Origin of the sequence: Leclercia adecarboxylata (assembly GCF_023639785.1) — a bacterium.
Taxonomy (GTDB): domain Bacteria; phylum Pseudomonadota; class Gammaproteobacteria; order Enterobacterales; family Enterobacteriaceae; genus Enterobacter; species Enterobacter adecarboxylatus_D.
This window is the reverse complement of the sequence record NZ_CP098325.1, coordinates 1,462,882-1,482,588: the sequence shown is the minus strand read 5'-3', so window position 1 is coordinate 1,482,588 and position 19,707 is coordinate 1,462,882. Positions and strand designations below refer to the sequence as shown.

General features: G+C 57.5%; 22 protein-coding genes. 8 read left to right on the top strand and 14 right to left on the bottom strand.

What is annotated here, in order from left to right:
- Window positions 1-142: 142 nt before the first annotated feature.
- Both NB069_RS06955 and NB069_RS06950 read right to left on the bottom strand, forming a co-directional pair.
- Window positions 143-973 (bottom strand): N-acetylmuramoyl-L-alanine amidase, encoded by an 831-nt coding sequence (locus tag NB069_RS06955; RefSeq protein WP_250588689.1) that lies wholly within the window; start codon window positions 971-973, stop codon window positions 143-145.
- Window positions 970-1,293 carry a heavy metal-binding domain-containing protein gene (locus NB069_RS06950; protein WP_039029536.1) on the bottom strand — a complete coding sequence of 108 codons (324 nt, stop codon included), beginning with the start codon at window positions 1,291-1,293 and terminating at the stop codon, window positions 970-972. Before NB069_RS06950 ends, NB069_RS06955 begins: the two co-directional genes overlap by 4 nt.
- A gap of 109 nt (window positions 1,294-1,402) precedes the next feature.
- On the opposite strand from NB069_RS06950, the gene NB069_RS06945 reads away from it, so the two are divergent.
- The 6 genes from NB069_RS06945 to artJ all read left to right on the top strand — a co-directional run bounded on the left by NB069_RS06945 (window position 1,403) and on the right by artJ (window position 5,934).
- Window positions 1,403-1,921, top strand: a complete 519-nt coding sequence (locus tag NB069_RS06945; RefSeq protein WP_250588688.1) for a lipoprotein — start codon at window positions 1,403-1,405, stop codon at window positions 1,919-1,921.
- 236 nt (window positions 1,922-2,157) lie between these two features.
- Window positions 2,158-2,886: an arginine ABC transporter ATP-binding protein ArtP gene (gene artP, locus NB069_RS06940; RefSeq protein WP_250588687.1), complete on the top strand. Its 729-nt coding sequence runs from the start codon at window positions 2,158-2,160 to the stop codon at window positions 2,884-2,886.
- 19 nt (window positions 2,887-2,905) lie between these two features.
- Entirely contained in the window at window positions 2,906-3,637 is a 732-nt protein-coding gene (artI, locus tag NB069_RS06935) for an arginine ABC transporter substrate-binding protein ArtI (RefSeq protein WP_139564642.1), read from the top strand.
- Window positions 3,638-3,643: 6 nt separating this feature from the next.
- Window positions 3,644-4,360 carry an arginine ABC transporter permease ArtQ gene (artQ, locus tag NB069_RS06930; RefSeq protein WP_250588686.1) on the top strand — a complete coding sequence of 239 codons (717 nt, stop codon included), beginning with the start codon at window positions 3,644-3,646 and terminating at the stop codon, window positions 4,358-4,360.
- On the top strand, window positions 4,360-5,028 hold the full coding sequence (gene artM, locus NB069_RS06925; RefSeq protein WP_039029540.1) for an arginine ABC transporter permease ArtM: 669 nt from the start codon (window positions 4,360-4,362) through the stop codon (window positions 5,026-5,028). The genes artQ and artM overlap by 1 nt, the downstream gene beginning before the upstream one ends.
- Window positions 5,029-5,202: 174 nt before the next feature.
- Complete coding sequence (gene artJ / locus NB069_RS06920; RefSeq protein ID WP_250588685.1) at window positions 5,203-5,934, top strand: arginine ABC transporter substrate-binding protein ArtJ; 732 nt, start codon at window positions 5,203-5,205, stop codon at window positions 5,932-5,934.
- Between the two features lie 144 nt (window positions 5,935-6,078).
- Here artJ and NB069_RS06915 read toward each other — a convergent pair whose 3' ends face one another.
- The 11 genes from NB069_RS06915 to nfsA form a co-directional block, all read right to left on the bottom strand.
- Window positions 6,079-7,533 (bottom strand): sensor histidine kinase, encoded by a 1,455-nt coding sequence (locus NB069_RS06915; RefSeq protein WP_250588684.1) that lies wholly within the window; start codon window positions 7,531-7,533, stop codon window positions 6,079-6,081.
- Window positions 7,530-8,222: a response regulator transcription factor gene (locus NB069_RS06910; protein ID WP_250588683.1), complete on the bottom strand. Its 693-nt coding sequence runs from the start codon at window positions 8,220-8,222 to the stop codon at window positions 7,530-7,532. The genes NB069_RS06915 and NB069_RS06910 overlap by 4 nt, the downstream gene beginning before the upstream one ends.
- Before the next feature lie 147 nt (window positions 8,223-8,369).
- Window positions 8,370-9,497 carry a 23S rRNA (uracil(747)-C(5))-methyltransferase RlmC gene (gene rlmC / locus NB069_RS06905; RefSeq protein ID WP_250588682.1) on the bottom strand — a complete coding sequence of 376 codons (1,128 nt, stop codon included), beginning with the start codon at window positions 9,495-9,497 and terminating at the stop codon, window positions 8,370-8,372.
- Between the two features lie 40 nt (window positions 9,498-9,537).
- Entirely contained in the window at window positions 9,538-10,026 is a 489-nt protein-coding gene (locus tag NB069_RS06900; RefSeq protein ID WP_250588681.1) for a YbjO family protein, read from the bottom strand.
- A 59-nt stretch (window positions 10,027-10,085) separates the two neighbouring features.
- Window positions 10,086-10,931, bottom strand: coding sequence for a putrescine ABC transporter permease PotI (potI, locus tag NB069_RS06895; protein ID WP_250588680.1), 846 nt, complete (start codon window positions 10,929-10,931; stop codon window positions 10,086-10,088).
- Window positions 10,928-11,878, bottom strand: coding sequence for a putrescine ABC transporter permease PotH (gene potH / locus NB069_RS06890; protein WP_250588679.1), 951 nt, complete (start codon window positions 11,876-11,878; stop codon window positions 10,928-10,930). The genes potI and potH overlap by 4 nt, the downstream gene beginning before the upstream one ends.
- Window positions 11,879-11,887: 9 nt before the next feature.
- Complete coding sequence (gene potG / locus NB069_RS06885; protein ID WP_250588678.1) at window positions 11,888-13,021, bottom strand: putrescine ABC transporter ATP-binding subunit PotG; 1,134 nt, start codon at window positions 13,019-13,021, stop codon at window positions 11,888-11,890.
- 96 nt (window positions 13,022-13,117) lie between these two features.
- Window positions 13,118-14,230, bottom strand: coding sequence for a spermidine/putrescine ABC transporter substrate-binding protein PotF (gene potF / locus NB069_RS06880; protein WP_250588677.1), 1,113 nt, complete (start codon window positions 14,228-14,230; stop codon window positions 13,118-13,120).
- Between the two features lie 349 nt (window positions 14,231-14,579).
- The gene (locus NB069_RS06875; protein ID WP_250588676.1) at window positions 14,580-15,056 is read right to left on the bottom strand and encodes a YbjN domain-containing protein; all 477 of its coding nucleotides are present in this window, start codon (window positions 15,054-15,056) and stop codon (window positions 14,580-14,582) included.
- A gap of 60 nt (window positions 15,057-15,116) precedes the next feature.
- On the bottom strand, window positions 15,117-16,019 hold the full coding sequence (gene rimK, locus NB069_RS06870; RefSeq protein WP_250588675.1) for a 30S ribosomal protein S6--L-glutamate ligase: 903 nt from the start codon (window positions 16,017-16,019) through the stop codon (window positions 15,117-15,119).
- A gap of 72 nt (window positions 16,020-16,091) precedes the next feature.
- Window positions 16,092-16,814: an oxygen-insensitive NADPH nitroreductase gene (gene nfsA / locus NB069_RS06865; protein ID WP_250588674.1), complete on the bottom strand. Its 723-nt coding sequence runs from the start codon at window positions 16,812-16,814 to the stop codon at window positions 16,092-16,094.
- Window positions 16,815-16,995: 181 nt separating this feature from the next.
- Between nfsA and NB069_RS06860 the strand changes: the two genes are divergently transcribed.
- On the top strand, window positions 16,996-17,265 hold the full coding sequence (locus NB069_RS06860) for a GrxA family glutaredoxin (protein ID WP_138369484.1): 270 nt from the start codon (window positions 16,996-16,998) through the stop codon (window positions 17,263-17,265).
- 4 nt (window positions 17,266-17,269) lie between these two features.
- On the opposite strand, the gene NB069_RS06855 is transcribed toward NB069_RS06860, so the two are convergent.
- Window positions 17,270-17,668 carry an inner membrane protein YbjM gene (locus tag NB069_RS06855; protein WP_250588673.1) on the bottom strand — a complete coding sequence of 133 codons (399 nt, stop codon included), beginning with the start codon at window positions 17,666-17,668 and terminating at the stop codon, window positions 17,270-17,272.
- Window positions 17,669-17,941: 273 nt separating this feature from the next.
- Between NB069_RS06855 and NB069_RS06850 the strand changes: the two genes are divergently transcribed.
- A complete protein-coding gene (locus NB069_RS06850) occupies window positions 17,942-19,627 on the top strand; it encodes an aspartate:alanine antiporter (RefSeq protein ID WP_250588672.1) in 1,686 nt (561 codons plus the stop codon).
- Window positions 19,628-19,707 lie beyond the last annotated feature (80 nt).

Sequence of the window (19,707 nt, the reverse complement as noted above, 5' to 3'; positions counted from 1 at the left end):
ATTTGCCAAATTGCTTAGCAAGCTATGGGTACATAGTAATTCTGGGTAAATTTAAGTCAATTAACTATAAGTTAATTACCTATGTACCTAAGATTAATCTCAATGATTATAAGGGAGCGCACATAAAGGTTGCGTTTCAGGATCATCCCGCGCCGTACTTCTCTAACAACGCTTCGGCGATAGCCATCGTTTCTCTGTCAGCAATACCATTCCACCGCTGCGGACGAAAATGCATCTGAAACGCCATGATGACTCTTTTCTGCTGTGCCGGAGAGATATCTTCAGGCACCTGATAACCGTAGCGGGCCAGCAGATCGAGCAAGGCTGACGTCTCTACCGGCTGATACGGCGGGTGTCCGTTAAGATAAAACGCGACCCGGGCGGGATCCGGCCAGGCACCGATCCCCTGCTGCGCCAGCGCCTGCCAGGGGAACAGAGGCCCGGGATCGTCCTTGCGCTGCGGGGCGATGTCCGCGTGGGCCACCACGTTTTGCGGTTTGATGTCGTAGCGCTGGATAATGTCCTTCGCCAGCGGGATCAGGGCGGCGATTTGCGCCGGTTCGAACGGCACAAAGCGTTTCTGGCCGTCTGTTTTTTGCCAGCCGCGGTTCTCCAGCTCAATGCCAATAGAAGTGTCATTAATACGCGTGGCGCCCCGCCAGAAGCTCACCCCGGCGTGCCAGGCCAGATCGCGCTCCGGCACCAGTTGCCAGATCCGCGGCTTGCCGTTGTGCCGGGGCGGGATCGCCGGGATCAAATAGTGGGAGCTGACGTTTTTATCGGTCAGGGTCGCCAGGGAACTGTCAAAATCGTCGGCGGTGTAGTGGATCACCAGCACCTTGATACGCGGGTAAGCCGCCTGGGCCTGCCGCCGGGTATCCAGCTCATAGGCCGTTTTCTCGACAACCCCTTTTTCTGCCGCACAGCCTGCCAGCAGTAACGCCAGCAAGACGGGCGCAAATAACGGCTTCATCGGCGCGTTTTCACCGCCGTACCGCTGACGCTGACCATCAGCATGCTGGCGTCTTTGCCGACGGTTTCGTAGTCAATATCGATGCCCACCACGGCGTCTGCGCCCATGGCTTTCGCCTGCTCACCCATCTCCTTAAAGGCGATTTCACGGGCTTTACGCAGCTCTTTTTCATAGGCGCCGGAGCGGCCGCCGACGATATCGCGGATACCGGCAAAAAAGTCGCGGAAAACATTGGCACCGAGAATCGCTTCACCGGTCACCACGCCGCAGTATTCGCTGATGGGTTGTCCTTCCAGAGTGGGGGTCGTTGAAAATTGCATCTTCGTCTCCGTGTAACATACCTAACCGTTTAAGAACAAAACCATTATCTGCTCGTTACGCTATCATTTAAAGGTTAGTTAATTATTGCAGCCTAATAAGGAAATCATCATGCGCTATTCTGCTTTGACGCTTTTAGTGCCTTGCGCGCTGCTGCTCAGCGCCTGCACGACGCCAGTCACCCCGGCCTTTAAGGACATCGGTACCCGCAGCGGCAGCTGCGTTACCGGCGGGCCGGATGCCGTGGCTCAACAATTTTATGACTACCGCATTACGCACCGCAGCAACGACTTCACCGCCCTGCGCCCTTATCTGAGCGACAATCTGGCCCAGCTGCTGAGCGATGCCAGCCGCGATCCCCAGCACAGTAACCTGCTGAAAGACGATCCGTTCTCCAGCCGCACCACCGCCCCTGAAAAGGCCGAAGTCTCCAGCGCCTCCACCATCCCGAATACCGATGCGCGAAATATTCCGCTGCGCGTCAAGCTGACCCAGGGCAGCCAGACCTGGCAGGATGAGGTGCTGATGATCCGTGAAGGCCAGTGCTGGGCCATCGACGACGTACGCTACCTTGGCGGCAGCGTCCACGCCCCGGCCGGCACGCTGCGCCAGTCGATTGAAAACCGCTAAACAGGCGCGCTTCAGGCCGTTAAGCAGGGAAAACCCCGTAAAATGTCTGGCATTTCGTGAGGAATGCCGACATTTATTCTCGTCGACATTACCTTCCGCTATTTTGTGCTATGTTTAGGTATAGATACGGTTTATATTTAACTTTTAACGCAGTTATATTGCATAACTATTCTGTCAACGGTACTATTTGCGGCCTCAATTGCTATAGATTGCCTGGATGAGTAAAGACTGCCCCGATGAGTATTCAACTAAACGGCATTAACTGCTTTTACGGCGCACACCAGGCGCTGTTCGACATCACACTGAATTGCCCTGAGGGCGAGACGCTGGTCCTGTTAGGCCCAAGCGGTGCGGGTAAAAGCTCGCTGCTTCGCGTCCTCAATCTGCTTGAAATGCCCCGCTCCGGCACGCTGGATATCGCGGGTAATCACTTCAATTTTGCCAAAGCGCCTTCTGAGAAAGCGATCCGCGATCTGCGTCAGAACGTCGGCATGGTGTTCCAGCAATATAATCTCTGGCCGCACCTCACCGTGCAGCAGAATCTGATCGAGGCGCCGTGCCGCGTGCTGGGCCTCTCCAAAGAGCAGGCGCTGGCGCGAGCTGAGAAACTGCTTGAACGCCTGCGCCTGAAGCCGTACAGCGACCGTTATCCGCTGCACCTTTCCGGCGGTCAACAGCAGCGTGTGGCCATCGCCCGCGCCCTGATGATGGAGCCCGCCGTGTTGCTGTTTGACGAACCGACTGCCGCGCTGGACCCGGAAATCACGGCCCAGATCGTCAGCATCATTCGCGAACTGGCGGAGACCAACATTACCCAGGTGATCGTGACCCACGAAGTGGAAGTGGCGCGTAAAACCGCCAGCCGTGTGGTCTATATGGAAAACGGTCATATCGTGGAGCAAGGGGATGCGCGCTGCTTTGCCGAGCCGCAGACCGACGCATTCAGAAATTATCTGTCTCACTAATCGAATCGAGAGAACGACAATGAAAAAAATAGTGATTGCCGCGCTGCTTGCAAGCGTTAGCCTCTCTGCCACCGCAGCTCAGACCATTCGTTTTGCCACCGAAGCCTCATACCCTCCGTTTGAGTCGATGGATGCGAATAACAAGATTGTCGGCTTCGACGTGGATCTGGCTAACGCCCTGTGTAAAGAGATCGACGCCACCTGTACCTTCGCTAACCAGTCTTTCGACAGCCTGATCCCAAGCCTGAAATTCCGCCGTATCGACGCGGTTATGGCCGGTATGGACATCACCCCGGAACGTGAAAAGCAGGTTCTGTTCAGCACCCCGTACTATGAAAACTCCGCCCTGTTCATCGGCCAGAAAGGTAAATACGCCTCTATCGACGCGCTGAAAGGAAAAAAAGTGGGCGTGCAGAACGGCACCACGCACCAGAAATTCATTATGGATAAGCACCCGGAAATCACTACCGTGCCTTACGACAGCTATCAGAACGCCCGTCTGGATCTGCAGAACGGCCGTATCGATGCCGTCTTTGGTGACAACGCGGTAGTAACCGAATGGCTGAAAGCGAACGATAAGCTGGCCGCGGTGGGCGATAAAGTAACGGATAAAGACTACTTCGGCACCGGCCTGGGCATTGCTGTCCGTCAGGGCAACACCGAGCTGCAGCAGAAATTCAACACTGCGCTGGAAAAAGTGAAGAAAGATGGAACCTACGATTCCATCTACAACAAATGGTTCCAGAAGTAAGATCTGATGAACGAAATTTTTCCATTAGCAAGCGCCGCCGGGATGACCGTCGGCCTTGCCGTTTGTGCGCTGATCATCGGCCTGGTGCTGGCGATGATCTTTGCCGTGTGGGAGTCGGCTAAGTGGCGACCTGTCGCCTGGATCGGCTCGGCACTGGTGACCCTGCTGCGCGGCCTGCCGGAAATCCTGGTGGTGCTGTTTATCTACTTTGGTTCTTCGCAGCTGCTGCTGATGCTGTCGGACGGCTTTACGCTCAACCTGGGCGTGGTGCAGATCCCGATTCAGATGCAGATTGAAAACTTCGACGTCAGCCCGTTCCTGTGCGGCGTGATTGCCCTCTCCCTGCTCTATTCCGCCTACGCCTCGCAAACCCTGCGCGGTGCGCTGAAGGCGGTGCCGGTTGGGCAGTGGGAGTCCGGTCAGGCGCTGGGTCTGTCGAAAACCGCCATTTTCTTCCGTCTGGTGATGCCGCAGATGTGGCGCCATGCCCTGCCGGGGCTCGGCAACCAGTGGCTGGTGTTGCTGAAAGATACCGCGCTGGTGAGCTTAATCAGCGTTAACGACCTGATGCTGCAGACCAAAAGCATTGCCACCCGTACCCAGGAGCCCTTTACCTGGTACATCGTGGCGGCGGCCATCTACCTGGTGATCACGTTGCTCAGTCAGTACATCCTCAAGCGTATTGACCTGCGTGCGACGCGTTTTGAACGGAGACCAGGCTGATGCTTGAGTATTTACCCGAACTGATGAAAGGGCTGCACACCAGCCTGACGCTGACGGTGGCCTCGATTATCGTGGCGCTGATCCTGGCGCTGATTTTCACCATCATCCTGACGCTGAAAACGCCGGTGCTGGTGTGGATCGTGCGCGGCTATATCACCCTGTTTACCGGCACGCCGCTGCTGGTGCAGATCTTCCTGATTTACTACGGCCCGGGCCAGTTCCCGACCCTGCAGGAATACCCGGTGCTGTGGCATCTGCTCTCTGAGCCGTGGCTGTGCGCCCTGCTCGCCCTGTCACTGAACAGTGCCGCCTATACCACGCAGTTGTTCTACGGCGCCATCCGCGCCATTCCGGACGGGCAGTGGCAGTCCTGCGGCGCGCTGGGGATGAGCAAGAAAGACACGCTGGCGATCCTGCTGCCGTACGCGTTCAAACGCGCGCTCTCGTCGTACTCCAACGAAGTGGTGCTGGTGTTCAAGAGTACGTCGCTGGCGTATACCATCACCCTGATGGAAGTGATGGGCCACGGGCAGCTGCTGTATGGACGCACTTACGATGTGATGGTGTTTGGCGCTGCCGGCATCATCTACCTTATCGTCAATGGCCTGCTGACCCTGCTGATGCGTTTAGTGGAACGCAGAGCGCTGGCCTTCGAACGCCGTAATTAAAACTGCATAAGTTTGATTTAAAAAAGATGGGCAAGTCTAACCACTGCCCGTCTTTTTTTATAAATTAAAAAATAATTAATCATTTTTATTGCATATAAATTCATTAAGTGGCATTGTGACGTTCAGCCGCAGACACGGCATATAATGACAAGATTGACAGACGGGAGCTTCATCATGAAAAAGTTAGTTCTGGCCGCTTTACTCGCAACCTTCGCCGCGGGCGCCTCTGCCGCCGATAAAATCAACTTCGGTGTTTCTGCGACCTATCCACCGTTCGAATCGCTGGATGCCAGCAACCAGATCGTCGGGTTTGATATCGACCTGGCCAAAGCGCTCTGTACCCAGATGCAGGCCGAGTGCACCTTTACTAACCACGCCTTTGACAGCCTGATCCCGTCCCTGAAATTCAAAAAATATGACGCGGTGATCTCCGGCATGGACATCACCCCGGAGCGTAGCAAGCAGGTTGCCTTTACCGAGCCGTACTACGCCAACTCAGCGGTGGTGATCGCCAAAAAAGGCCAGTACACCTCCTTTGAGCAGCTGAAAGGCAAGCGCATCGGCATGGAAAACGGCACCACGCACCAGAAATACCTGCAGGATAAGCACCCGGAAGTGAAAACCGTAGCCTACGACAGCTACCAGAACGCGATTATCGACCTGAAAAATGGCCGTATTGATGGCGTGTTTGGCGACACCGCCGTGGTAAACGAGTGGCTAAAAACCAACCCGCAGCTGGGTACCGCCACCGATAAAGTGACCGATCCTCAGTACTTCGGCACCGGTCTGGGCATCGCGGTTCGTCCGGATAACAAAGCCCTGGTGGAGAAACTGAACGGCGCCCTGAAAGCGATTAAAGCCGACGGCACGTATCAGAAAATCAGTGACCAGTGGTTCCCGCAGTAAGCATGTTTTGCCGGGTGGCGCTGCGCTTACCCGGCCTGCGAATGGTGCGGTCTGATGCCCGGTGGCGGCTTCGCCTTACCGGGCCTACGATGGTGCGGTTTGTGGTTTTGTAGGCCGGGTAAGCGTTAGCGCCACCCGGCGTTTTTATAACGGCACATAGAAACGAAAACGCGCCCCTTTCGCCGCCTCCATCAGCCTGATCCCCCCGCCGTGCAGCTCCAGCATTCTTTTGACAATCAACAAACCCAGCCCGCCGCGATTATCCCGCGACGCCTGCTGGCTGAGCGCTGACGGCCGCATAAAGAGCCCATCGCGCAGATGTTCATCCACCCCCGGTCCGCTGTCGTTGACCTCAAACTGGAGCTGTTCCCCCTCCAGCCACACCTTAAGCCCAATCTCGCCCCCCGGCGGCGTATGGCGAATCGCGTTATCCAGCAGATTGGTGACCACCCGCTCGATCATCGACAGATCGGCGTTGATCATCGGCAGCTGGCGCGGCACGTCGATATGCAGCCGAAGCTGGCGCGTCTCCACCGCCAGATCAAACTTTTGCGCCACGTCGGAGATGAGCTCCCCGATGGCAAAGCGCTCGCGCTGGGGCTTAATGCTGCCGTGCTCCAGGCGCGCCAGCTCAAACAGCTGCTGCGACAGATGGCGAACCTTATGCCCCTGACGCAGGGCAATAGAGAGATAGTGCTGCGTCTCCTGCGCCGAAAGCGTGCCGGATTTCAGCGACAGCGTTTCCAGATACCCCAGCAGCGCGGTCAGGGGCGTGCGCAGATCGTGGGAGATGTTGGCGATAAACTCCCGGCGCTGCCGGTCGCTGTCGGCCAGCTGATCCCACTGGCTGGCAATCTGCTGCGCCAGCTCGATAAAGGTATTGCGCAGCAGAGCCACCTCATCAGACGGGGCGGCCTGCAGAGGCTGGGTGGCGAGCTGCTTGATGACGTGCATGCTTTCGCGATCCAGGCCACTCACCTCGTCGGTTAGCTGCTTCACAGGCCGGGTGACCCAGTACCAGACCAGGCCGCCCGCCAGCGCGCCAAAGATCGCCACCAGCAGCAGCGACCAGAGCACCGTGCTCCAGAGCGTTTTCTGCCACGCCTGCTCCGCCAGGGCGTTCAGCTCTTCCCCCTGCAAAACGATGTACAGATAGCCGCGCAGGACGCCGTCCTGATGCAGCGGCACGGCGCTGAAGACCTTCTCTCCGGTCAGGCTACGCGGATCGTCCCCGTAGACCGGCATCATCCCGCCGCTCAGAAACTGTTGTACCGGGGCGACGGAGAGGTGCTGGCGTTTGATATGCCCCGGCGGCGCGGCATCGGCGAGGATCTGTCCGTCCGGGGAGAGGACGTACAGCTCAACGCTGGGGTTATACGTCATCAGGCGGTCAAACAGCGGCTTAAGCCGGGTGCGATCGACCTGGCCGTTGGCGTCCAGCAGGGTTTCCCGCTGGGCGATGTGCTGCGCCAGCCCGCCGGAGAGGCGCTGCACCATGGCGTTGCCGTACTGCATGCTGGTCCAGAGCTGCACGGCGCAGGCCACCGCCGCACAGCCCATCAGTAACAGGATAAACAGCAGGGTGAGACGGCGGATCATAGCGGGCGTTCCGCAAAGAGATAGCCTTTGCCCCAGACGGTGCGGATGATCTCCGGCTCGGCGGCGTCTTTTTCAATTTTTACCCGCAGGCGATTGATGTGGGTGTTAACGGTATGCTCGTAGCCTTCGTGCTGATAACCCCACACCTGTTCGAGCAGGGCCAGACGGGAGAAGACCTCCCCGGGATGGCGGGCAAAAAAGTAGAGCAGATCGAACTCGCGCGGCGTCAGGTCAACCACCTGGCCGTGCTGCTGCACGCTGCGGGCCAGCGGGTCGATGGTCAGGCCGTGCGCGTTGATAAGTCCGGAAGTTTGCTGCCCCATGGCCTGCTGACGGCGGAACAGCGCCCGGATGCGCGCCACCAGCTCCTGCACCGAGAAGGGTTTAGCCAGATAGTCATCGGCCCCGGTTTCGAGACCCAGAATACGCTCGGTTTCGCTGCTGCGGGCGCTGATGATAATCACCGGCAGGTAGTGGTCCCGGGCGCGGATCGCCCGGCAGAGGGTCAGTCCGTCAACGTTGGGCAGCATCAGATCGAGGATCACCGCATCCCAGTGGGATTGTCCGAGCAGGTGCTGCGCCCTGCCCCCGTCCGCCTCGTGGGTAATCACGTAACCTTCGTCTTCTAAATTGAGACGCAGCAACGCGGCGATATCGCCGTCATCTTCTACCAGCAGGATCTGCTTCATCGGTCAGCCTTATAAAATCTTAACAGTTAAAGCTTACCTGATTTCCGGGGCGGGAAACGTTCACATTTTGTTTAAGATTGTGCGGGTGGGGCCCCTCACCCTAACCCTCTCCCCATAGGGGAGAGGGAATAAACCGCCGGCCCGTGCTCAGGACTTAACCAGCAGCGTCAGCACTTCGTAGTGGGCTGTATGCGGGAACATATCGAACAGTTGCACCCGTTCAACCCGGTAGCCAGGCAGATCGCCAATGTCTTTCGCCATCGTCTGGGCGTTGCAGCTGGAGTAGATAATAAACTGCGGCGCCATCTGGCTCAGGTAGTCGCACAGCGCCTTACCGATCCCGCGACGCGGCGGATTCACCAGCACCAGCTCCGGTACGCTGCCCTGGCCAGTGGCGAACTGCGTGGAATCGAGCGCCTGGAAGTGCAAATTCGTTAACCCCAGCCCGGCGGCGGACTGGGTGGCGCAGGCGATCGCCTCAGCGGAGATTTCGATGCCGGTAAGCCGCATCTGCGGAGTGGCGCAGTGCAGGCCAAAACCGCCGACGCCGCAGAACAGATCCCACATATGATTAACCGGTAACTGACGCACCCAGTCGCGCGCGGTGGCGTACAGCTGGCTGGCGACGGTCGGGTTGGTCTGGAAGAAGCTCTTCGGGCGGATCCACAGCGGCACGTCGTTAAAACGCTCCGCCAGCGCCTGATCGTGGGTGAAGAAGATCTCCTCCTCGCCCTCCATAATCGCCATATGTACCGGCTGGATGTTGGCGGTAATCACCTTCAGCTGGGGCAGCTGCTGTTGCAGCCACGGCAGCGCCGCGCGCAGCTGGGGCAGTTTGGCGTCTGAGCGCAAAACAAAGCGCAGCATCATGCCGCCATCAAGCTGGCTTTCGGTGAGCAGAAGGTATTTCAGCTCGCCGCGCTTGCGTTCGACGTTGTACGGCGTGAGGCCCGCGCGGGCGATAAAGGGTTTCAGGGCGGCAAAAATCGGGGCAAACGAGGCCGGATAGAGCGGGCAGTCGGTCAGATCGACAGGAGTGCCGTCCCGGTGCAGCATGCCGAACAGCGGTTTTTCGACGCTGCCGCTGACCACCATTTTGGCTTTATTGCGAAACGCCTGCTCCGGCCCGCTGACCGGTGCGCACCACTCCGCCACCGGCTTTCCGGCCAGCAACGTCTGGAGGTCGGCCATTTTGGCGGAAAGCTGAGAAGAGACCGGCTGTTCAATCCACTGACAGGAGCGGCAGCGACCGGCGTCATAGAGTGCGCACTGCATAACGAAACCTTAATACGTCTGGGGGCAGCGATTATACACGTTATTGCAGCTGGAAAAACCGTCGGCTGGCCGCAGGCACAAACAGCAGGCCGAGCACCAGCAGGTCGGGCAGTTTTTGCATCACCAGGGTGCGGAAGATCTCGCCTCGGGACTCGCCGGGAATGCTGAACAGCTCAGGATAACCGTAACCGAGCGAGGCGGCCCACAGGTAGCCGGTGGCGGTGATCTGGGTCAGCAGGTAGATAATCCGCGCCCAGTTACGCCCTTTCACCAGCGAAAAGGCGCAGTAAATTTCAACAAACACTAGCATCAGGCTGGCGAAAAAGACGAGGGTCAGGTTCCACGTCTGCACGCTGCGGTGGATAAACTCGCTCAGCCCGCGCACGCCCAGGGTATTGAAAACCATAAATACATCAAGGCAGCGGATCATGATAATGGCGAGCGCCGCCACCTGCACCAGGGCAGGAACGTTCAGACGGGCATGTGACCGGCTTGTTTTAGTGAAAAATCCCAACGTGATGTCTTCCATGAAACGATGCCGCGATCACGCGGCATCTCAATTACGCTTCTTTGAAGATTTTAGGAGCTTCAGCCACGTCTTGCACGCTGGATATCGCGCTGACGCTGTTTTTCAGACCGCGCCATCAGATACCAGGCGATCAAACCGATAATCCCGACCACGCCCAGAATCAGCGTCGCCAGGGCGTTGATCTCCGGGTTGACCCCCATGCGCACGCTGGAGAAGACCAGCATCGGCAGCGTGGTTGCCCCCGGCCCGGAGACGAAGCTGGCGATCACCAGATCGTCCAGCGACAGGGTAAAGGCCAGCAGCCAGCCGGAGATCACCGCCGGCATGATCATCGGCAGGGTGATGATGAAAAACACCTTCAGCGGCGTGGCCCCGAGATCCATCGCCGCCTCTTCAATGGAGTGATCCAGCTCGCGCAGGCGAGAGGAGATCACCACCGCCACATAGGCAGTACAGAAGGTGACGTGGGCCAGCCAGATGGTGAGCATGCCGCGATCGGACGGCCAGCCAATGGCGTGCCCCATCGCCACAAACAGCAGCAGCAGCGACAGGCCGGTGATCACATCGGGCATCACCAGCGGCGCGGTGATCATAAAGGCAAAGCCATTCGCTCCGCGAAAACGACCGAAACGCACCATCACCACCGCGGCTATGGTGCCGAGAATGGCCGCCATCGTCGCCGCGCAGGCGGCGATGGTCAGACTTAACCCCACGGCGCTCATCATCGCCTGGTCGTGAAACAGCTCGCCGTACCAGCGCGTAGACCAGCCCGCCCACACCGTTACCAGCTTCGAGCTGTTAAAGGAGTAGATCACCAGCATCAGCATCGGGGCATACAGGAACGTAAAGCCGAGCACCAGGATCAGGATCCGCCACCCAGAGCGCACTACCGGTAAGTTGTTCATCCGTTCCCTCCCATCTGTTTCTGCTGATACTTGTGGAACCACATGATCGGCACGATCAGCAGCAGCAGCATCACAATCGCCACCGCAGAGGCCACCGGCCAGTCGCGGTTGTTAAAGAACTCCTGCCACAGCACGCGGCCAATCATGATGCTGTCCGGGCCGCCGAGCAGTTCCGGGATCACGAACTCCCCTACCGCCGGAATGAACACCAGCATCGACCCGGCGATAATCCCGCCTTTGGTCAGCGGCACAATGACGCTGAAGAAGGTTTTCATCGGACGGGCGCCGAGATCCAGCGCGGCTTCCACCAGCGAGTAGTCGATGCGCGTCAGGGCGGTGTAGATCGGCAGTACCATAAACGGCAGATAGGCGTACACAATGCCGATGTAGACCGCCAGATTGGTGTGCAGGATGGTCAGCGGCTGATCGATAACCCCCAGCCACATCAGGACGTTATTCAGCACGCCGTTATTTTTCAGGATCCCCATCCACGCGTAGACGCGGATCAGGAACGAGGTCCAGGAGGGTAAAATCACCAGCAGCAGCAGGATGTTACGCGTCGAGGGTTTGCTGTGCGCCACCGCCCACGCCAGCGGATAGGCCAGCAGCAGACAGCAGAGTGTCGAGATGGCCGCCACCTGCAACGACTGCAGATAGGCATCAAAGTAGAGCTGATCGTCGGTCAACTGCAGGAAGTTGCCCAGGTTGAGGGTGATCGACAGCTGGCTGTCCGCCCACTCCACCAGGTCGCTGTAAGGCGGGATCGCCCGCGCCATCTCCGCCAGGCTGATTTTGAACACAATCAGAAACGGCAGCAGGAACAGCAGGATCAGCCACAGATACGGCAAGGCGATAACCAGCTTGCGGCCGTGGGCCATCTGCAGGCGGGTCAGCCAGCGGGTATCCATGCCCGCCGCAGCGCGGGTCGCAGGTTCAGGTTTATTCATGGCCCTTCCTTATACCGTCAGCACAACGCAGCTATCGGCTTCCCAGCACAGACGCACTTCGTCACCCCAGGTCGGCAGCCCTTTGCGGTAGCGATACGTGTTCTGCAGCTGGGCGCTGATCATCTGTCCGCTCTTCAGGCGAACGTGGTAGATGGAGAGATCGCCGAGATAGGCGATATGCACCACCTCACCCACGGCAAAGTTATAGCCATCGGCGGGCGGAGCATCGCACAGGGTGATTTTTTCCGGACGCAGCGCCACGTAAACCGGCACGTTATCCACCACCGAGTTGTCCACTGCCACTTTCAGCGGGTGGATCAGCCCCGGGGAGTCAATCACCAGCCCATCTTCCTCACGGGTTTTCAACAGCCCTTCAAAGACGTTCATCGAGCCGATAAATTCGGCGCTGTAGCGGGTGGTCGGGTGCTCGTAGATCTCTTCCGGCTCGCCAATTTGCACAAACTTGCCGCGGTTCATGATGGCAATACGACCGGCCATGGTCATCGCCTCTTCCTGGTCGTGGGTCACCATCACGCAGGTCACCCCCACGCGCTCAAGGATATCCACCACTTCCAGCTGCATGCGGTCACGCAGTTTTTTATCCAGCGCCCCCATCGGCTCATCGAGCAGCAGCAGTTTTGGCCGCTTCGCCAGGCTGCGGGCCAGGGCCACACGCTGACGCTGGCCGCCAGAGAGCTGATGCGGCTTACGCTTCGCAAACTCCTGCATGTGCACCAGGCTCAGCATTTCGGCCACCCGGGCGGTAATTTCGGCTTTTGGCAGTTTGTCCTGCTTCAGGCCAAAGGCGATGTTCTGCTCCACGGTCATGTGCGGAAACAGGGCGTAAGACTGGAACATCATATTGATCGGGCGCTGATACGGCGGCACCCGGGAGAGGTCAACGCCGTCCAGCACAATCTGCCCGGCGCTGGGCTGTTCGAACCCTGCGAGCATGCGCAGCAACGTCGATTTCCCGCAGCCAGATGCGCCAAGCAGAGCAAAAATTTCGCCTTTGTAGATAGTCAGGCTGACATCATCCACGGCGTTCTGACCATCGAAAGATTTGGTCAGGTTACGGATTTCCAGCAGCGGGGTCAGCGCTTTACGGGTTTTCGCCTGCGGGCGGGGGATCGCGTCGTTCACGGGGTGCTCTCCGGCATCAATCAAAATGGTGCAGGCGCACCAGAACGGTGCGCCTGTTGCCGGGGGCGCTACGCTTGCCCGGCCTGGGACGAACGGTTATTTACCGCTTTTCACTTTGGTCCACGCACGGGTGCGCACGCGGTCGATCTTCGGCTCCTGCACGCTCAGGGTAAACATCTTGGCGCGCACGTCAGCCGGTGGATAGATGCCAGGGTTATCACGCACTTCGGCGCTGACCAGTTTAGTGGCTTCTTTGTTGCCGTTGGCATAGAAGACGTGGTCAGAGATGTGGGCGATAACCTCAGGGCGCAGCAGATAGTTCAGGAACTGGTAGGCTTCGTCTTTGTTTTTCGCATCAGCAGGCATTGCGAAAACGTCAAAGAAGGCCATCGCCCCCTCTTTCGGGATTGAATAAGCGATATTCACGCCGTTTTTCGCTTCTTTCGCGCGGTTAGCCGCCTGCCACACGTCCCCTGCCCAGCCGATAGCGACGCAGATGTCGCCGTTCGCCAGATCGTTGATGTACTGGGAAGAGTGGAAGTAACGGATATTTGGCCGCAGCTTCAGCAGCAGATCGGTCGCCGGGCCGGTGTAATCATCCGCTTTGGTGCTGTTCGGATCTTTGCCGAGGTAGTTCAGCACGGTGGCAAAAATCTCTTCCGGGGCATCGAGGAACGACACGCCGCAGCTTTTCAGCTTTTCGAGGTTCTCTGGCTTCAGCACCAGATCCCAGCTGTTGACCGGCGCATCGGCACCCAGCACCTGTTTTACTTTCTCGACGTTATAACCGATGCCGGTGGTGGCCCACATATACGGCATGGCGTATTTGTTGTCCGGATCGTGTTTAGCGATAAGCTTCAGCAGCTCAGGATCGAGGTTTTTCCATCCAGGCAGTTTGCTTTTATCCAGCGGCTGGAACACGCCGGCAGAGAGTTGACGTTCCAGGAAGCTGGCTGAGGGCACCACCAGGTCAAAGCCGGTACTGCCCGCCATCAGCTTGCCTTCCAGAACTTCGTTAGAATCGAAGACGTCATAGACGACTTTAATCCCGGTCTCTTTTTCAAAATTTGCCACCGTGTCCGGGGCAATATAATCAGACCAGTTGTAGATATGCAGCGTTTTTTGCTCTGCCGCCAGCGTGCCTGCGGAGACCGCCATCAGCGCGCCCGCAACCAGACCCGATAACCATTTTTTATTTAAAGCGATCATAGCGTTAATCCTTCTGAAAGCACGTTAACAAACGCACTAAAAATGAACACTCTTAGTCTATGCAAGAAACGTGCATGATTTATCACTCCGCCTGCAGCAGAAGATGTTACTCAGGTGGCTGTATCTGCTCGCGTTTAACGGCATCGCAAGAATAAACTGTAGCTTGTCCCTGTAGCTATAGCTCAGATTAAAAAACGCCTTTTAACAATTTTTTATGCAAGAAGTATCTATGTGATAAGCCGAATTGACGGGATAGCGGTGAATAATTCTTTAAAGAAAGGTTAAAGCCAGCAGAAAAGAGGGTGTTATGCAGCCGCCACGACAGCGACTGCCTAAATGTCAGACAGGTTTAGTGCAGAAAATTGCCCGCGGAATCAGGCTGCTCTGCGCCCTCTTCAGCGTTGTACAGCAGATGATGGGCGCTGGCCTCAAGCATCACCATCGATATCTGCTCTTCGCTCTGCTGGATAAACGCCGCAAACTGCGGGAAGGTCAGCCCCACGGACGCGGAGAAAGACTGGCAAACCACCAGTTTCGGCAGATTATCATCCTGAATATCGAGAAATGCCTTCACCGTCAAAGAACTGGCATTGATGGCGGATAAATCCGATGCTAAGGCCAGCAGCGCCGAGGGTTTTACCTCTGCCAGCGCGGAAAAAAGAATCACGTCGTTGATCAGATCGAGCTTGGCATCGAACACGCCGTCAAAATTTTGCATATGCGGCAGATGTAGCGCCTGGCAGGTGTCGCATTCAAAGAAACTCACGCCCATGTTATCCAGCCAGTGGCGTAACGTATCAAGTGTCGGTACTACAAGTGCATCCATAACGGTGGAACCCCTTCAAAAAAATAGTGCCTGGCCCAGGCATAAATGCGCGGCGGCCAGTTATCCGCCCGTTTTCAGGCAAAACTCCGGCGTGGCATGGCGTTCAATCCAGCCGATCATCTTCCCGGCGATATCAATCCCGGTGGTTTTCTCAATGCCTTCGAGCCCTGGCGAGGCGTTCACTTCCATCACCAGCGGCCCGCGCTCGGCGCGCAGAATATCAACCCCGGCAACGTCGAGCCCCAGCGTTCTGGCGGCCAGCAGGGCGATCTCCCGCTCGCGCGCGGTGATCTGCGCCACCCGGGCAACGCCGCCCCGATGCAGGTTTGAGCGAAAATCGCCCTCTTTGGCCTGACGTTCGATGGCTGCGACCACTTCATCGCCGACAACAAGGCAGCGAATATCGCGCCCTTTCGCCTCCTGAATGTACTCCTGCACCAGAATGTGCGCATTCAGGCCGCGAAACGCATCCACCACGCTCTCTGCCGCCTGGCGGGTTTCGGCCAGCACCACGCCAATCCCCTGGGTGCCCTCAACCAGCTTGACCACCAGCGGCGCGCCGCCGACCATCTCGATCAGATCGTGGGTGTCGTCAGGCGAATGGGCAATGCCGGTGATCGGCAGGTCGATCCCCTGGCGAGCCAGCAGCTGCAGGGAGCGCAGTTTGTCGCGCGCCCGGGTGATCGCCACGGATTCATTCAGCGGATAACTGCCGAGCAGCTCAAACTGGCGCAGCGAGGCGGTACCGTAAAAGGTGATCGCCGAGCCAATGCGCGGAATGACCGCGTCGAAGTGCGGCAGCTGGCGTCCTTTATAGTGAATAGAGGATGCCGCCGGGCTGATATTCATATAGCACGACAGCGGATCGAGGATTTCCACCAGATGGCCGCGCTGCTGCGCCGCTTCACGCAGGCGTTTACACGACCAGAGCGTTCCATCCCGGGACAATATGGCAATTTTCACCCTGCACCTCTCAGACATTACCTGGTAAAAGCCTGCGTATCATACACGCAGGCAGGCGCAGGATGAATGGACTTATCGCGTAGCCCAGCCCTGTTTGTGCAAATAGTCGAGAATAAACGGACGATTTTCTTTGATGATGGTGCGACGGATATGGTCGCTCCAGGTGTCACGGCGGTTGTTAGTGGCACGGCTGAGGTAGTAATTCGCCAGCTCTTCGTCGTACTCCGCCAGCACCGCTGGATCCACCGGCTGGTAGTGGTTTTCATGCACCACCATCGCCGCAGGCAGGCGCGGTTTGACGTCCGGATTATCCGCAGGCCAGCCCAGGCACAGGCCAAACAGCGGCAGAACGTGCTTCGGCAGCTGCAGCAGTTCAGTCACCGCCTCAATGCTGTTGCGGATGCCGCCGATGTAAACCCCACCCAGCCCCAGCGACTCTGCCGCCGTCATGGCATTTTGCGCCAGCATGGCGGTATCCACTACGCCCAGCAGCAGCTGCTCAGCAAGGCCGAGCTGCGCCTCAGGGCAAATTTGCAGATGGCGGTTGAAGTCGGCGCAGAACACCCAGAACTCCGCCGCCTGGGCTACGTGCTTCTGCCCGCCGGTAAGGGTCACCAGCTGTTCGCGCATCGCCGGATCGGTAATACGGATGATGGAACTGCACTGCAGGAAGCTGGAGCTGGAGGTGCCCTGCGCGCCGGCAATAATGGCCTCGCGCTGGGCATCGCTGATGGGTTGATCGGTAAAATGGCGAATGGAACGGTGGGAACGTAGAAGATCAATTACGGGCGTCATGCGGTCTCTCTGTACGGGTGTGACTGACAATATCGCCAGTATAGGCAAAGAACAGAAGCCTGTAATTGGCCAAACATAGCCTGAAGATATCAATGCAACAGGCAGAACCTGCTTTTCATTACCGATAGTTATCGGCAATATAGCGTCATTCGCCGTCAGGCTTCGTTTCAGGAGAGAGAACATGTTTGCAGTAATTTTCGGACGTCCGGGTTGCCCATACTGCGTGCGCGCAAAGGATCTGGCAGAAAAACTGACCGCAGAGCGTGAAGACTTTAACTACCGTTACGTGGATATCCATGCGGAAGGCATCACCAAGGCCGATCTGGAAAAAACCGTCGGTAAGCCGGTTGAAACCGTTCCGCAGATCTTCCTCGATCAGAACCACATCGGCGGCTTTACCGATTTTGAAGCCTACGCTAAAGAGCACCTGGGCCTGTTCGCTGCCCAGTAAGACATTAACGCCCTCGCTCTGAGGGCGTTTTTACTCGCGCGCGGCGGTTCTCTACTGCCCGGCGCACAAACATAAAGAACAGCGCCCCCAACGCACACCAGAAGATCCCACTCAACAGCCAGGCCATCTCCTGCACCAGCGTGCGCGACGGGATAAACAGCAGGCGCATCACCACCAGACAGAGTGGCGCGGCAAGCATCGCCCCCACCAGCGGCCTGATGACCTCTCCGCCACGGGAAAGAAAACTGGCGGCAGCCCCCGGCAGGGTAAAGAACAATAATCCCAGCTCGGGACGTCCGGCGGCAATAAATGCCCCTCTGACGTTAAACTTCAGGCAGACGCATACCCCGGTAAAAAGCAAAAAACAGCAGGCCACCCCAAACCAATTACCTTTAATATTCAAATCGTCCCCCTGCTTCGCGGGCAAATTCATTTATCGTCCGATGGACATACAGTCAAATGCGTTATATGGCATTCCATGCCTGAACGGCGCGTGGTGACGCAACCGCTCTCAGATGTTGCTGTCTGTTATAAATAAAGTAATAGTTTGGTATTATTTTGAGATATATATTATAGTGTGCGGCCAGGAGCCACTCCGCTCCTCAATGCTGGGCAAACAGTAGCCTAAATCACCTTTCCCTTCAACCACTTACTGGTAAACAAGAAGTTATCCTTCGTGAACATAAACGTCGCAGAATTGTTAAACGGGAATTACATCCTGCTATTATTTGTGGTGCTGGCGCTGGGCCTCTGTCTGGGTAAATTACGACTGGGATCAATCCAACTTGGTAATTCTATTGGCGTTTTAGTCGTCTCATTATTATTAGGCCAGCAGCATTTCAGTATTAACACTGATGCGCTTAATTTGGGCTTCATGCTGTTTATTTTTTGCGTCGGTGTTGAAGCCGGACCCAACTTTTTTTCTATTTTCTTCCGCGACGGCAAAAATTACCTGATGCTGGCGCTGGTGATGGTCGGCAGCGCCCTGCTGATCGCGTTAGGGTTAGGCAAACTGTTTGGCTGGGATATCGGACTGACGGCGGGGATGCTGGCGGGCTCGATGACCTCCACGCCGGTGCTAGTGGGCGCGGGGGATACCTTGCGCCATCTCGGTCTGGATAACGCCCAGCTCTCGCTGGCATTAGACCACCTCAGCCTCGGCTATGCCCTCACCTATCTGATCGGTCTGGTGAGCCTGATCGTCGGCGCACGCTATCTTCCTAAACTGCAGCACCAGGATCTGCAGACCAGCGCCCAGCAAATTGCCCGCGAGCGCGGTCTGGATACCGACAGCAAACGCAAAGTTTACCTGCCGGTGATCCGCGCCTACCGCGTCGGCCCGGAGCTGGTGGCCTGGGCGGACGGTAAAAACCTGCGCGAGCTGGGCATTTATCGTCAGACCGGCTGCTACATCGAACGTATCCGCCGTAACGGCATTCTGGCAAACCCGGACGGCGACGCGGTACTGCAGATGGGGGATGACATCGCCCTGGTCGGCTACCCGGATGCCCACGCCCGTCTCGATCCCAGCTTCCGTAACGGTAAAGAGGTGTTCGACCGCGACCTGCTCGACATGCGTATCGTCACCGAAGAGATCGTGGTGAAAAACCACAACGCCGTGGGCCGCCGTCTGGCGCAGCTTAAACTGACCGACCACGGCTGCTTCCTTAACCGGGTCATCCGCAGCCAGATTGAGATGCCTATCGATGACAACATCGTCCTGAACAAGGGCGACGTGCTGCAGGTGAGCGGCGACACGCGGCGCGTGAAGACCGTTGCCGACCGCATCGGGTTTATCTCCATTCACAGCCAGGTGACCGATCTGCTCGCCTTCTGCGCCTTCTTTATCGTCGGCCTGATGATTGGGATGATCACCTTCCAGTTCAGCAACTTCAGCTTTGGTATCGGCAACGCGGCAGGTCTGCTGTTCGCCGGGATCATGCTCGGCTTCCTGCGAGCCAACCACCCGACCTTCGGCTATATCCCCCAGGGTGCGCTGAACATGGTGAAAGAGTTCGGCCTGATGGTGTTTATGGCGGGCGTTGGCTTAAGCGCGGGCAGCGGCATTAGCCACAGCCTGGGCGCGGTAGGCTGGCAGATGCTGGTGGCCGGATTGATCGTCAGCCTGGCGCCGGTGGTGATCTGTTTCCTGTTTGGCGCGTACGTGCTGCGTATGAACCGCGCCATGCTGTTTGGCGCGATGATGGGGGCCCGCACCTGCGCCCCGGCGATGGAGATCATCAGCGATACCGCGCGAAGCAACATTCCGGCGCTGGGGTATGCGGGCACCTATGCCATCGCTAACGTCTTGTTAACCCTTGCGGGGACATTGATCATCATCATCTGGCCAGGGCTGGGATAAAAAAAATTTGCGCAATCGCGAAAAATTTTCGCCATGCGCAGAACTTTTCTGCCAGACGTCAGTCATAACTATTGCCACTG